The organism is Pararhodobacter oceanensis (assembly GCF_003076755.1).
Classification (GTDB): Bacteria; Pseudomonadota; Alphaproteobacteria; order Rhodobacterales; family Rhodobacteraceae; genus Pararhodobacter; species Pararhodobacter oceanensis.
The window spans coordinates 25601-39444 of record NZ_QDKM01000008.1 but is presented as its reverse complement, the minus strand read 5'-3'; the positions used below and the strand labels follow the sequence as shown (position 1 = coordinate 39444).

Genomic DNA, 13844 nt, shown 5'->3' with positions numbered 1-13844 from the left:
CTTCCCTTTTCGCGCGGTCTGTGGCTTTCTGCGGCAGATTTGAAAGGAGGGGCCATGACGCTTGCCACTATCACCGAACGCCTGCGCGCCGCCGAGGCTGAGGCCGGACGCGCGCCCGACTCGGTCACCCTGATCGCCGTATCCAAGGTGCAATCCGAGGACCGCGTGCGCGCCGTGTTGCAGCAAGGGCAGCGGATTTTTGGCGAGAACCGTGTGCAAGAGGCGCAGACCCGTTGGCCGGAGTTCCAGCAGGAATTCGAAGATATCTCGCTGCATCTGATCGGCCCGTTGCAAACCAACAAAGCCCGCGCTGCGGTCGAGATGTTTGACGCGATCCATTCGGTAGACCGCCCGCGTCTGGCCAATACCCTTGCGCGGCTGGCACAGGAGCGCGGCGCCTGTCCTGATCTCTTTGTGCAGGTCAACACTGGTGCCGAGCCTCAAAAAGCCGGTGTGCTGCCCGAGGATGCCGATGCGATGATCGCGCAGATGCGCGGGATGGATCTGCCGGTGATCGGCGCCATGTGCATCCCCCCCGCCGGTGAGGACTCGGCGCCGCATTTTCAGATGCTGGCGCAGATTGCCGAGCGCAACGGCCTAACCGGTCTCTCGATGGGCATGTCGGATGACTTCGAGACCGCCGTGGCGCTGGGCGCGACCCATGTACGGGTGGGTTCGGCGATATTCGGCGCGCGCGAGGGCTGAGGCGGGTTAGGGGGCGTTGCCCCCTCGGCCTGCGGCCTCACCCCCAGGATATTTTTGGACAGATGAGCGGGTCAGCCGCGCACGATCACGCGGCTGCGGGCGGTCAGGCGCGCGATGATCCACAGAAGATCGGCGCGTGAGAATGCGATGCAACCGGCGGTGGGATGGCCGGGGCGCCGCCATGTGTGGAGAAAGATCGCCGAGCCTTTGTGCGGCTCTGCCGGCGTGTTCCAATCGGTGGTCAGGATCAGATCATATTGCGGATCGGCGCGGCGCAGCACCTCGTGGCTGGCTTTGAATGGCGCGCGGACGTGCTGGTTATAGGCCGGATCATTGGGCGCGTCGCACCATAGATCCCGCGGGGTGATCGGGCGGGCATGACGCGGCAGCAGATGCGCGGGGATACGGTCGGGGCGAAACCAGAGGCCGGTGATCCGATGGGTGCCGGTAGGGGTGGCGCCATCGCCCTCGCGTTTATCGTGGATGATCCCGCCGCGCCCCACGGTGCAGGGCAGGCGCCGTTTTTGAAACAGCACACCGGTGGGGGTCAGCAGCAGGTCATCGCGGGTCACAGCAGATGCCCGGATTTCGCCGCTTTGGTGGCCAGATAGGCGGCGTTTTCTTCCGTCAGCCCGACTTTCAGCGGCACCCGCTCGGTGACTTTGATGCCGCCGCTCTCCAGCATCGCCTGTTTCTTCGGGTTGTTGGTCAAGAGCCGCACCTGTTCAAAGCCAAGCCGCCGCAGCAGTTCCGCACCGAGTCGGAAGTCGCGCTCGTCATCCTCAAACCCCAGTCGATGGTTGGCCTCGACGGTGTCAAAGCCTTGGTCTTGCAGCGAATAGGCGCGCATTTTATTGGCCAGCCCTATGCCGCGCCCCTCTTGGTTGAGGTAGAGCAAAACGCCCGCCCCCTCGGTCTGCATCGCCGAGAGCGCGGCGTGGAGTTGCGGGCCGCAGTCGCATTTCAACGAGCCCAGCACATCGCCGGTGAAACAAGCCGAATGCAGGCGTGCCAGCACCGGCGAATCGCGCATCGGGCGGCCGATCTCGATGGCGTAATGCTCGATGCCGCCGTCTTGCGGACGAAACACATGCAGGCGCCCGACACCGGCCAGTTGCATCGGCAGGCGCGCGGCGACAACCGGATCAAGGCGGGTCTCGGGGGCCTCGGTCTCACCGGCAGTGAGGCTTGTGAGGCCGTCCAAGCCGTGCGCCGCAGGCAGGGGCACCAGCACCGCCGCGGGCAGGAGTTGCGCGGATTTCACCAGCCGGATCGCGGCGCGGTGCAGGCCCGCATCGCCCTCACGCTGCGAGGTCAGCGGGCCTTTCATCGGATGGGTCAGGTCTTCGGCGGGATCGGCGAGTGCTTCGATCCAGCCGACACCGGCCTCGGCGGGCAGGACCACGCGGGACAGATCGCCGTCATAGACCCGCGCTTTGAGCGTCTGCGCGCGATGTGCGGTCAGCACCACCACCACCGTGCCGAAGCCGCGCATCGCTGCGAGCCGCGCCTCATCGAGGGTTTCGCTGGCGGCGACCAAAGCGGCATCCGTACCGTCGGTCAGGACCACCGGCAGGCCCATGCGCAGGTCGGCGCGGGCGCGATTGAGGCGTTCGAGGGGGCTGGGCGAGAGCAAGATCACGTCCTTGGCTGAAACATTTGCCCCTTGGATGTAAGATAGCTGGGGGCAAATTGAAACATAGCACCGCGTTTTGACACGTCCGCGTGAGAAAACCCGCCTGTTCTTGAAGGATCATGCCCGAAGCGTCACCTATGAGAGGAAGAACACGGCTAATCGAGGAGCGATAAGATGTCGAAACTGAACAAGATTCTGTTGGTCGACGATGACGACGACCTGCGCGACGCGCTGGCCGAGCAGCTGGTCTCGACCGAGGAGTTCGACACTTTCGAGGCCGATAGCGGCGCCTCGGCGATGGAGCGGGTGCGCGACGAGCAATATGATCTGGTGATTCTGGATGTCGGCCTGCCCGACACCGATGGCCGCGAGCTGTGTAAGCGGATGCGTAAAGCAGGGGTGAAATGCCCGGTGCTGATGCTGACCGGCCACGATTCGGATGCCGATACGATCCTTGGGCTGGAATCGGGTGCCAATGATTATGTCACCAAACCGTTCAAATTCCCGGTGCTGCTGGCCCGTATTCGCGCGCAGTTGCGCCAGCACGAGCAATCCGAGAACGCGATTTTCCAGCTGGGCGACTATCAGTTCAAACCGGCGCAAAAAATGCTGATCGACGGCAATGACCGTAAGATCCGCCTGACCGAGAAAGAGACTAATATCCTCAAGTTCCTCTATCGCGCGCCGGAGGGTCTGGCCCCGCGCGAGGTGCTGCTGCATGAGGTCTGGGGCTATAACGCCGGTGTCACCACCCATACGCTGGAAACCCATATCTACCGGCTGCGCCAGAAGATCGAGCCCGACCCGTCGAGCGCGCGGCTTTTGGTAACCGAACCGGGCGGTTACCGGTTGGTGCCGTAACATCACAGGGGGCGCGGCGTTTGCCTGCAGGCAAGGTTTTGCGTGTTGAGGCGTGCGCCCCACTAGATGTTGGTGAAATGGCATATATCCGCCTAATTACTCCGGGTTTTGCAACCTGAGGTTCTTTTTTGTTGCACAGGTGAATTTAATTTGGCTTACTCGTCGGTGGTCGGGATGGTTAGTCACCGGCCACTCCTTGTAAGACTTCGCCCCGATGGCATTTTGCCGCCGGGGCTTTCTTTTGGCCGCCGCCGTGATCTGTTATGTGAGGGCAGTGCCGCGCAGAACTGACGCGTCGGCGCAGAAATTTACAGGAGCAATCATGGCGTTCACGCTGGTCACATGGAACATCAATTCGGTCAGGCTGCGCGCGGGGCTGGTGGAGAAATTGCTCACCGAAGAGGCGCCGGATGTGCTTTGTCTGCAAGAGTGCAAAAGTCCGGTGGAGCTGATGCCCGCCGAGGCCTTCGCGGCTTTGGGCTATACGCATTTCGTTGCGCGCGGGCAAAAGGGCTATAACGGCGTGGCGATCATCTCGCGGCTGCCGATGCGTGACGCGGGCCATATTGACTGGTGCGCCAAGGGCGACGCGCGCCATGTCGCCGGCGAGTTGGAAAACGGCGTGGTGATCCACAATATGTATGTGCCAGCGGGCGGCGATGTGGCCGATCGTGAGGTGAACGAGAAATTCGGCCATAAGCTGGATTTTGTCGCCGAGATGCGCGACCGGTTCCGCGAGAGCCTGCCGGAGAAATCGATTCTGGTCGGCGATCTGAACATCGCGCCGCGCGAGGATGACGTCTGGAGCCATAAGAAGCTGCTGAAAGTGGTCTCGCATACGCCGATCGAGGTCGAGGCCTATCACGAGGCGCAGGAGGCGGGGAAATGGGTGGATATCACCCGTCAGGATATCCCCGAGGGGCAGCTTTATAGCTGGTGGTCCTACCGTGCCAAAGATTGGGACGGGGCCGATAAGGGGCGCCGGTTGGATCATATCTGGGCGAGTGGCGATATCGCGGCTGCGGGGCATAGCTCGCGGATTCTGCGTGCGGCGCGGGGCTGGGAGAAGCCGAGCGACCATGCGCCGGTGTTCGCGCGGTTTGATCTGTAAGCGAAGAGGGGGCGCTGCCCCCACCGCCTGCGGCGGCTCCCCCGGGATATTTATCGACAGATGACGTCGGGGGTTTTGCGCCATGGCGGAACTGGCGCGGGGTGAAAACCGCGCTCCTTGCGCCGAATACGCGGGCAAACCAGAGCGCAGCGACGCTTGCCCCTTGGCGTCAGGGCTTTGTGCCCTCATATAACGGGCAACACGCTGCGACATATGAATTGCAAGAGGACCGCCATGCTGGGTAATTTTGACCAAACCGCCACCCCGACCGCCAATGCTGCCGAGTGGATCAAGGACACCAATGAAGCGAGCTTCATGGCCGATGTGGTCGAAGCAAGCCAGCAGGTGCCGGTGATTGTCGATTTCTGGGCGCCCTGGTGTGGGCCTTGCAAGACGCTGGGTCCGGCGCTGGAGGCGGCGGTGACGGCGGCGAAAGGCAAGGTGCGGATGGTCAAGATCAACGTTGACGAGAACCAGGCACTGGCCGGGCAGATGCGGGTGCAGTCGATCCCCACGGTCTATGCCTTCCATGAGGGGCGTCCGGTTGACGCCTTTCAGGGCGCGCTGGCCCCGTCCGAGATCAAGGCCTTCGTCGACAAGCTGGCAGCGCAGGCCGATGACGGCGGGCTGGAGGCGGCGCTGGAAGAGGCCGACGCGATGCTCGCGGAAGGGGCCGCGACCGATGCCGCCGAAGTGTTTGCCGCGATCCTTGGCGAAGAGCCCGAGAATGCCGCCGCGCTTGGCGGTCTGGCGCGGGCGCATATCGCCATCGGCACGCTGGATCAGGCCGAGGCGCTCTTGGCCAATGCCCCCGCTGCAATCGCCAAGGCCCCCGAGTTGGACGCCGCGCGCGCGCAGCTAGAACTGGCGCGTCAGGCCTCCGAGGCCGGTCCGGTGGAGGAGCTGCGCACAGCGCTCGAGGCCGAGCCCGACAGCCATCAATTGCGCTTTGATCTGGCCAATGCACTGCATGCCAGCGGCGACGTTGAGGGCGCGATTGATCTGCTGCTGGACCTGTTCCGCCGCGACCGTGAGTGGAACGACGCCGCCGCCAAGGCGCAGTTGTTCACCATCTTCGACGCGCTGCAGCCCACCGACCCGCTGGCCCAGAAAGGCCGTCGCCGTCTGTCGTCGATGATCTTTGCCTAAGCCGGGCTTTGACTGGCCCCTCGGACGACCTATGTCAGCATCATGTTGAACACCAAAGACCTGCCCGAGACGCTTGCGCTGTTCCCCTTGCCGGGGGCGCTGTTGCTGCCGCGCTCGAAACTGCCGCTGCATATTTTCGAGCCGCGCTATCTGACGATGCTCGAGGACTGTTTGAAAACCGGCGCGCGGATGATCGGGATGATCCAGCCGCGCGCCGTGCCCGCAGGTGAGGCGCAGCGGTTGCACAGTATCGGTTGCGCGGGGCGGGTGACCTCGTTTTCCGAAACCGAGGACGGGCGCTATATGATCACCTTGACCGGCGTGTCGCGATTTCGTCTGATCGGCGCGCTGCGCCACGGCGAACAGCCCTACCGCGTCGGACAGGTTGACTGGGCAGGTTTCCAACGCGACCTGCGGTTGCCGGAAAGCGATCCGCAGATGGACCGCCCCGAGTTTCTGGAACTGCTAAGGCGCTATTTCGAAGCCTCGTCACTGTCGACGGAATGGAGCGATCTGAAGGAAGCCGAGGATGAATTGTTGATCAACGCGCTATCGATGCTTTGCCCGTTCAGCCCTGAGGAGCGGCAGGCTCTGTTGGAAGCACCATCGTTGACCACCCGCCGCGAGACGCTTGTGGCGCTGATGGAATTCGCGCTCTGTGGTTCGGGTGGATCGCTGGGGGAGACCATGCAATGACTGACACGACAGGCAATCCCGATCCGGTGAAAGCGCAGCGCCATATGCTCGAGCGGCTGGTCTGTCCGGTGACGCAGGGCCAGTTGCGCTATGATGCCGAGGCGCAGGAATTGATCTCACGCGTGGCGCATCTGGCGTTTCCGATCCGTGGCGGTATACCGATCATGCTGGCCTCCGAGGCGCGCGAATTGGACTGAAGGCAAGGGTGAGGTGCGGAGATGTCGTTGCTGAGAGTGTCGATGATGTTGGCCGGATTGGCGGTTCTGGCGGGCTGTGCGACGCCGTTGGAGCAATGTCTTTACGCCGCCGAGCGGGACCAGCGCGAGATCAGCCGCGAGCTTGATGAGCGCCGCGGCAATCTGCAGCGCGGTTTCCGCATCGAGCGGGTGCTGACGCCGGTGATGGAGAGCGGGTTTTGCGTCAACGCCGAGGGTGTTCTCGAGCCCTGTATGCGCTGGGAGCATGAGACGCGCGAGACCCATCACCGGATCAACCCCGAGTTGGAAGCCGAGCGTATCGCCCTCTTGGAGCGGCAGTTGGCCCGCGAGGACGGGCGCGTTGCGCAAGCCGCTGCCACCTGCCGCGCGACCTATCCGGCGGAGTGACGGGACCACCTGCGGCACAAAGCTGCGCGCGCCGGAAAAGCCCTGCGCAGAGGGTGCTAGGCAGGCGCGCTGCAATGCGCTAACACCGGATATCGAAACCCATAAGCCGGATGGCATGACCCCGCCCAACCCCGCCCCTTTGATCGCCTCCAGCCGCCTGCCCGTGCATGAGGCGACCTATCGCCGGTTGCGCGACATGATGCTGTTTGGCGAGTTGGCGCCGGGGCAGAAGGTGACACTGCAGGGGGTGACGCAGGCGCTGGGTGCGGGGATGACTCCGGTGCGCGAGGCGATCCGCCGGTTGACCGCCGAGGGCGCGCTGACCCTACATGAAAACCGCCGTATCTCGGTGCCGGTGCTGACCGCCGCGCAGGTGGACGAACTGGCCTTTGCGCGGCTGATGCTGGAACCTGATCTGGCCGAGCGGGCTTTGGCGCGACTGGATGCGGGTGCGATTGACCGGCTGGCGATGATCGACGCGGGCATCGACCGCGCCATCGCTGCCGGTGATGTGCAGGGCTATCTGGCCGGCAACCATCTGTTCCATTTCACCATCTATGAGGCCGCGCAGGCCGAGATCCTGCTGTCGGTGACGCATTCGCTCTGGCTGCGCTCTGGTCCGTCGCTGCGGGTGGTGGTGGAAGAGGGCGGCTCGGTGGGCCCTGATCTGCACAAGGGCGCGCTGGATGCGATGCGGCGCGGCGATGCGGTGGATCTGCGCGCGGCGATTGACGCGGATATCAGGCAGGGGCTGGACCGTGTGCGCGACAGTTTGCTGGCGCCTGTGCCGTAGATTTGGTGCGGCGGGCCGCTGGTAGAGCAGCCCGCCCTAGTCTCAGGCCGCACCCGCCTCGGGTTGCACCGCCATGCGGTTGAGCGCGAGGATCACAAGGATCATGGCGACACCGGCGATCTCATACCACAGGTTCGGCCAGAACACCGCGACCACGCCGGGCAGCAAGAGCGCGCGTTGCCACAGAGCCATCGGCGCAAACAGGAAGCCTTCGAGCAGCGCCGCAAAGCCGATCAGCGCGACAATGGCGATGAACCCGGCCCAGATCACCTCGGGCAGCGGGCCGCCGAGAATGATCGCGTCGTTATAGACCATGAACAGCGGGATCAGATACAGGCCCTTGGCGTATTTCCACGCTTGCACACTGGTCTCCATTGGTTTCGATCCGGCAATCGCCGCCCCCGCAAACCCCGCCAAAGCCACCGGCGGGGTGACGTTGCTGTCCTGCGAATACCAGAACACCACCAGATGCGCGACGAGGATCGGCAGGCCGAACTCATTGGTCAGGGCGGGGCCGACCAGAATGATCAGCACGATATATGACGCCGTCACCGGCAGCCCCATGCCCAGCACCAAAGACGCCAGCAGCACCAGCACCAGCGCCAAGAGCAGGTTGCCGTTCGAGAAGGCCAGCATCATTGCGCTGAACTTCAGCCCCAAGCCGGTGAGGCCGACGACGCCGACAATGATCCCGGCCACCGCACAGGCCACGGTCACCGCCACCGCATTGCGCGCGCCCAGTTCCAACGCCTGCAGGGTTTTGATCAGCCCCGAGACGCATAGGGTTTTCAGCGCGTCCAGCGAGGGGCCGGAGGTGGCCCAGATCCACAACGCCCGCGCAACCGCAGCACCGGCAATCGAGAGCACCGCATAGAACCCCACCCGCATTGGCGAGAAACCGGCGACCAGCAGGAACACCAGCGCAAAGAGCGGCAGCAGGTAATGCCAACCCTCGGCCAGCACCTTGCGGGTGCGCGGCAGATCAGCGGCGTCCATGCCGGTCATGCCCTGTTTCACCGCCGCGATGTGGACCAGTAGGTAGACCGCGCCGAAATACAGCACCGCCGGAAAGATCGAGATCAGCACGATATCGATATAGGGCATCTGGGTGAATTCGGACATCAGGAAGGCGCCCGCGCCCATCAAGGGCGGCATGATCTGCCCGCCGGTCGAAGCCGCGGCCTCGATCCCGCCCGCCTGTGCGGGGCGGTAGCCGAGTTTCTTCATCAGGGGGATGGTAAAGGCGCCGGTGGTGACGACGTTGGCGATGGCCGAGCCCGAGATACTGCCCATCCCCGCCGAGGCGATCACCGCTGCTTTCGCCGGTCCACCGCGCTGGCGGCCGGTGGTGGCATAAGCCAAATCGATAAAGAACTTGCCCGCGCCGGTCACTTCCAGCACCGCGCCGAACAGCACGAAGACAAAGATAAACGTGGCGGCGACGCCCAGAGGGATGCCGAAAATCCCCTCGGCGCCCAGCGTCAACTGGCTGGCCACACGGTCGAGGGAATAGCCGCGGTGGTTCATGATGCCGGGCATGAAATCCGCCAGAAACGGTAGTTCGCCGCGACGGCCAGAGAAGGCATAGGCGATGAACAGCCCCGCGATGATGGTCATCGACAGGCCGACGGCGCGGCGCGCGGCCTCAAGCACCAACAGCGTGGTGATGATCCCCACCGCGATGTCGATATCGCGCGGAAAGATCGAATTGGCGATCACGTCGATATTGCTCGGCACCCAGTAGAACACCAGCATGCCGCCGATGATCAGCGGCGCGTCGATCAACCAGCCGATCACCCCGCGCGGTTTGCTCTGGCCGGTGACCGGATAGATCAGGAAGCATAGCACCAGAATAAACCCGAGGTGACGCGGGCGCAGGTCAAACAGTGCGGGCGAGAAGCCGGGGATCTGCAGCCCGCCGGCGACGCCCATTTGATAGGCGGATAACAGAATGCCGACGACGCTGATCGCCATCATGATCAGCCAGTGTTGCGGGGCTTTGGGCGCGTCTTCTGGGGTCATGGGGCGATATCCGGTTGCAGCGCGATGCGAACACGAGCGCGTTCGGCAAGCTGGGTCAATGAAATTTCAATGGCCTCGGTGCGCAGGCGGTGGTTCACCGCCGGACCTCCGGGCCGCAAGATATAGGCGTTGCCGGGCACGGGCTCATCAAGATCTTCGATCCAATAGCCGCCCATCCCGTCCGAGACCTGCCGCCCGCGGCCTGGAATATGGTCCAGACCGGCGGCGAAATCCGGCAGATGCGAGCGCACCAGCACCATCACACCGTCGCGGTTTTCATAGCAATCCTCGACTTCGAAACCCTGCACGGAATGATTCCACAGGATGCACCATCCGGCGCCCTGCGCCACCTCGGTGCTGGCCAGAGCCGCGCCGTTGCTGGCGTCGCTGATCGTCAACTGGCCGGCAAAGCCAGTGCTGGCAGATGCCAAATTCAGACTAAAAAACAGCCAGAGGGCGGCGCACCGCCCCCTGAAAAATCTGTGGTCACCCATGCCGCGTTACGGGCGCAGGCGATCGGGCACAGTGGCGCCGACTTCTTCAAAGTAGCGGATCGCGCCGGGGTGCAGCGGGATCGGCGTGGCCGAGAGGGTGAACTCGACGGTGGTCTGGTTCGCCGCCGGATGCACCGCCTGAAGATCGGCGATATTGGTGAACATCGCGTTGGCGATCTCATAGGCCAGATCGTCGGACATCTCGGAGGAGACGGCCAGAACGTTGGGCACGCCCAGAACCGTGGTATCGGCGTCGACCCCGTCATAGGTGCCACCGGCCAGCGAGGTGCGGGCAAAGATCGGGTTCGCGGCCATCGCGGCTTCGATCTCGGCGTCGCTGAGCTGGATCAGGCGGATCGACTGGGTGGTGGCGAGGTTGAGGATCGAGGAGGTCGGCGCGCCGACGCTCCAGAAACCGACGTCGATATCGCCATTGGCCAGCGCGTCCGCGGTTTCGTTGAAGTTCAGCCGCTGCTCGTCGATATCGTCATAGCTGATGCCATTGGCTTCGAGGATCGCATTGGCGTTGATCTCGGTGCCCGAGCCCGGTGCGCCGACCGACACGCGGTGGCCCGCCAGATCAGCCAGCGAGGTGATGCCGCTGTCTTCCAGCGTCACGATCTGGATCATATTGGCATACATCGACGCCAGACCGCGGATCATTTCCAGCTGCTGGCCCTCGAAACGGCCGGTGCCGGTCTGTGCCTGCTGCACGGTGTCGGCCAGGCCCAGCGCCAGATCGGCGTCGCCAGTGGCGATCAGGCCCATGTTCTCAACCGAAGCGCCGGTGACTTCGGCGGTCGCCGAATAGCCCTCGACATGGTTGTTGATGATCTCGGCCAATCCGCCGCCCATCGGGTAGTAGACGCCGCCGGTGCCGCCGGTGGCGATCGATAGCTGTGACTGTGCCAGAACCGGCGCGGCGGTCAGGGCCAGCGCGGCGGCCAAAAGGGGTGTATGTTTCATCGCAAAAAGCCTCCCAGTTTTTGTCTCTGCGCGCCAGTTAGACCACTGAATTTGCCCTGCGGCAAGTGACTCCGCAACGGCAGCACCGGCTGGAATTCCCTTTGACGCGGATTCGGATCGGCGTAACCTGTGATGCAGGCACATGTGGCAATTTGCCGGAGGCTGTGATGTCGGACTATGTTCTGCCCTTCGCCCGTATCGACCATAGCGCGCTGGCCGAGGTCGGCGGCAAGGGCGCCAATCTGGGCGAAATGGCGCGCGCCGGTTTTCCGGTGCCGGACGGGTTTTGCGTCACCACGCGGGCCTACCGCGCCTATGTCGCACCGGTGGAGGCGCAGGTTTATGCGATGCTGGAAGGGCTTGATCCGGCCGATCTGTCAGCGCTGCGCAGGGCGGGGCAACAGGTGCGCGATCTGTTGGCGCAGCAGCCCCTGCCCGAGGAGGTGGTGCAGGCGCTGACCGAGGCGTGGCAGGACTGGCCACCGGATCAGGCCTTTGCCGTGCGCTCTTCGGCCACCGCCGAGGATCTGCCGACCGCCTCATTCGCCGGGCAGCAGGACACCTATCTCAATGTTATCGGGTTGCAGGCGCTGACCGAACAAACCCGCCAGTGTTTCATCTCGCTGTTCACCGACCGCGCGGTTCTCTACCGCATGCAAAACGGTTTTGCCCATGCGCAGGTGGCGCTCTCTGTGGTGGTGCAACAGATGGTGCTGCCGGAACTCTCGGGTATTCTGTTCACCGCCGATCCGATCAGCGAGAACCGGCATGTCACCTCGATTGACGCGAGTTTCGGGCTTGGCGAAGCACTGGTCTCGGGGCTGGTGAGCGCCGATCTTTACAAGGTCGACAAGCGCAGCGGCGCGATTGTCAGCCGCGAGATAGCGCGCAAGAAACTGGCGATACTGCCGCTGGCAGAGGGCGGGACCGAACAAGTTGATCTGCCCGAGGCGCAACAGACAGCTGCCGCGTTGAGTGACACGCAGATCACCGCGCTCTCGGCGCTCGGCGCGCAGATCGAGGGGCACTACGGCCAGCCGCAGGATATCGAATGGGCGATTGCGGGGGGCGAGATTTTCATCACCCAGTCGCGCCCGATCACCTCGCTCTATCCAATGCCGCAGATTGCGCTCGATGATGACAGTCTGCATGTGTTTCTGAGCCTCTCGCATCTGCAGGTGATGACCGATGCGATGCCACCGATGGCGATTTCGCTCTGGCGGTATTTCCCGTCGATCGGGTTGAATGCGCAGGGCGAGAGCCGCTATGCGCAGGATATCGGCGGGCGGGTCTATGCCGATCTTAGCCCGATTCTGCGGCATCCTTTGGGGCGGCGGATCCTGACCACCTTTATGGGCGTCGCCGATCAACTGGCGCAGGCGGCGCTGAAAGAGCAGGTGCAGCGGCCCGAGTTTCTGGCGCAGGGCGAGCGCTATAATCCGCTGCGGCTGGTGTTTCTGCTCCGGCATTACGCGCGGCGGATTCCGTGGTTCATTTTCTTTGGCAAAACCGCGGGCGAAGTGGCCAAGGTCGACGGGTTGATGCGCGACTATGTTGATCAGGTGGCCTTGGATCTGCGCGCGCCCGACCTCGATCCGGCGCAGCGGTTCGAGCGCGCCTTGGCGGCGCTGCGCGGGTTGCCGCCGGCCTTTGGCGCTTGGGCGCCGCAGATGGTTGCGGGGATCCTGTCGCAACGCTGGCTGCACCGGCTTGCGGGGGCGCAGAATGCCGATCTGGTCGCCGATATCGAGCGCGGCGTGGTCGGCAATGTGGTGACCGATATGAACCTTGCCATCGGCGATCTGGCCGATGCCGCGCGCGGTTCTGAGGAGGTGTTCGCGCATCTGTCGCGGGTGCCCGAGGGCGTGTCTCTCGACGGGGTGGCGCAGGTCGCGGGCGGGCCGGAGTTTTTGGCCAAATGGCAGGCGTTCTTGCAGAGATATGGTGCGCGTGGCCCCTCCGAGATCGACATCAGCCGCCCGCGTTGGCATGAGGACAGCGGCTCGCTGTTGCAGATGGTGCTGGGCATGACGCAGCACAGCGAGGCGGGGGCGCACCGCAGGCATTATGACGCGCTGACCGAGGCCGGACTTCGCGCCGCACAGGCACTGCCCGCGCGGGTGCCGTGGTATAAACGGGCACTGGTGCGGCGGCTGACCGGTAATTCGCGCGATCTGATGCCCCTGCGCGAGCATCATAAATTCATGATGATCATGGTGCTGGATGAGGTCAAAACCGTCCTTCTGGAGATCGCCGCCGATCTGAGCCAGCGCGGGGTTCTGGCGCAGCCCGAGGATATCTGGTTCCTGCAGGCCGGTGATCTGCGCGATGCACTTGCGGGGCCGACCGCCGATCTGCGCGCATTGGTTTCGCAGCGCCGCGCGGATTTCGCGCATTACGCCCGCAAAGCCCCGCCACGGGTGATCACCAGCGAAGGCGAGCATCCACGCCCCAATCTGGTGGTTGAGGGCGCGCCCGACGGTGCTATGATCGGCAGCGCGGTGTCATCAGGCATCTATGAGGGGATCGCCCGCGTGGTGCGCGATCCGGGCCGCGAAACGCTTGCGCCGGGCGAGATATTGGTGGCGCCCTTCACCGATCCGGGCTGGACGCCGCTGTTTGTCAACGCCAGCGCGCTGGTCACCGAGGTCGGTGGGCTGATGACCCATGGCTCGGTGGTGGCGCGCGAATACGGGATTCCGGCAGTGGTCGGCGTGCCCGAGGCCACCGCATTGATCAAAACCGGCGACCGGCTGCGGATCAACGGCGATGCCGGATATGTGGAGATTTTGCCATAGGGCGCCGG

14 protein-coding genes are annotated in these 13844 nt (G+C 64.0%); 9 read left to right on the top strand and 5 right to left on the bottom strand.

Annotated elements, in window-relative coordinates:
* Positions 1 to 54 precede the first annotated feature (54 nt).
* On the top strand, positions 55 to 705 hold the full coding sequence (locus DDE20_RS15190) for a YggS family pyridoxal phosphate-dependent enzyme (protein WP_116559376.1): 651 nt from the start codon (positions 55 to 57) through the stop codon (positions 703 to 705).
* Between the two features lie 71 nt (positions 706 to 776).
* Here the strand turns inward: DDE20_RS15190 and DDE20_RS15185 are convergent, their stop codons facing one another.
* Together DDE20_RS15185 and ribA are read right to left on the bottom strand one after the other, a co-directional pair.
* On the bottom strand, positions 777 to 1277 hold the full coding sequence (locus DDE20_RS15185; RefSeq protein WP_116559375.1) for a L,D-transpeptidase family protein: 501 nt from the start codon (positions 1275 to 1277) through the stop codon (positions 777 to 779).
* Positions 1274 to 2344: a GTP cyclohydrolase II gene (ribA, locus tag DDE20_RS15180; RefSeq protein WP_116559444.1), complete on the bottom strand. Its 1071-nt coding sequence runs from the start codon at positions 2342 to 2344 to the stop codon at positions 1274 to 1276. The genes DDE20_RS15185 and ribA overlap by 4 nt, the downstream gene beginning before the upstream one ends.
* A gap of 171 nt (positions 2345 to 2515) precedes the next feature.
* Here ribA and DDE20_RS15175 point away from each other — a divergent pair, with 171 nt between their 5' ends.
* The 7 genes from DDE20_RS15175 to DDE20_RS15145 all read left to right on the top strand — a co-directional run bounded on the left by DDE20_RS15175 (position 2516) and on the right by DDE20_RS15145 (position 7556).
* A complete protein-coding gene (locus tag DDE20_RS15175) occupies positions 2516 to 3202 on the top strand; it encodes a response regulator transcription factor (protein ID WP_116559374.1) in 687 nt (228 codons plus the stop codon).
* Positions 3203 to 3524: 322 nt separating this feature from the next.
* The gene (locus tag DDE20_RS15170; protein WP_116559373.1) at positions 3525 to 4313 is read left to right on the top strand and encodes an exodeoxyribonuclease III; all 789 of its coding nucleotides are present in this window, start codon (positions 3525 to 3527) and stop codon (positions 4311 to 4313) included.
* Positions 4314 to 4547: 234 nt separating this feature from the next.
* Entirely contained in the window at positions 4548 to 5462 is a 915-nt protein-coding gene (gene trxA, locus DDE20_RS15165; RefSeq protein WP_116559372.1) for a thioredoxin, read from the top strand.
* 42 nt (positions 5463 to 5504) lie between these two features.
* Positions 5505 to 6158, top strand: a complete 654-nt coding sequence (locus DDE20_RS15160) for an LON peptidase substrate-binding domain-containing protein (RefSeq protein WP_116559371.1) — start codon at positions 5505 to 5507, stop codon at positions 6156 to 6158.
* Complete coding sequence (locus tag DDE20_RS15155) at positions 6155 to 6355, top strand: Trm112 family protein (protein WP_116559370.1); 201 nt, start codon at positions 6155 to 6157, stop codon at positions 6353 to 6355. Before DDE20_RS15160 ends, DDE20_RS15155 begins: the two co-directional genes overlap by 4 nt.
* Positions 6356 to 6376: 21 nt before the next feature.
* The gene (locus DDE20_RS15150; protein ID WP_133240361.1) at positions 6377 to 6763 is read left to right on the top strand and encodes a hypothetical protein; all 387 of its coding nucleotides are present in this window, start codon (positions 6377 to 6379) and stop codon (positions 6761 to 6763) included.
* A gap of 115 nt (positions 6764 to 6878) precedes the next feature.
* Positions 6879 to 7556, top strand: a complete 678-nt coding sequence (locus DDE20_RS15145) for a GntR family transcriptional regulator (protein WP_116559368.1) — start codon at positions 6879 to 6881, stop codon at positions 7554 to 7556.
* A 42-nt stretch (positions 7557 to 7598) separates the two neighbouring features.
* On the opposite strand, the gene DDE20_RS15140 is transcribed toward DDE20_RS15145, so the two are convergent.
* The 3 genes from DDE20_RS15140 to DDE20_RS15130 form a co-directional block, all read right to left on the bottom strand.
* Positions 7599 to 9578, bottom strand: coding sequence for a TRAP transporter permease (locus tag DDE20_RS15140; RefSeq protein WP_116559367.1), 1980 nt, complete (start codon positions 9576 to 9578; stop codon positions 7599 to 7601).
* On the bottom strand, positions 9575 to 10009 hold the full coding sequence (locus DDE20_RS15135; RefSeq protein WP_240608115.1) for a DUF1850 domain-containing protein: 435 nt from the start codon (positions 10007 to 10009) through the stop codon (positions 9575 to 9577). The genes DDE20_RS15140 and DDE20_RS15135 overlap by 4 nt, the downstream gene beginning before the upstream one ends.
* Before the next feature lie 69 nt (positions 10010 to 10078).
* Complete coding sequence (locus tag DDE20_RS15130; RefSeq protein ID WP_116559365.1) at positions 10079 to 11038, bottom strand: TAXI family TRAP transporter solute-binding subunit; 960 nt, start codon at positions 11036 to 11038, stop codon at positions 10079 to 10081.
* A gap of 167 nt (positions 11039 to 11205) precedes the next feature.
* Between DDE20_RS15130 and DDE20_RS15125 the strand changes: the two genes are divergently transcribed.
* Positions 11206 to 13836: a phosphoenolpyruvate synthase gene (locus DDE20_RS15125; protein ID WP_116559364.1), complete on the top strand. Its 2631-nt coding sequence runs from the start codon at positions 11206 to 11208 to the stop codon at positions 13834 to 13836.
* Positions 13837 to 13844 lie beyond the last annotated feature (8 nt).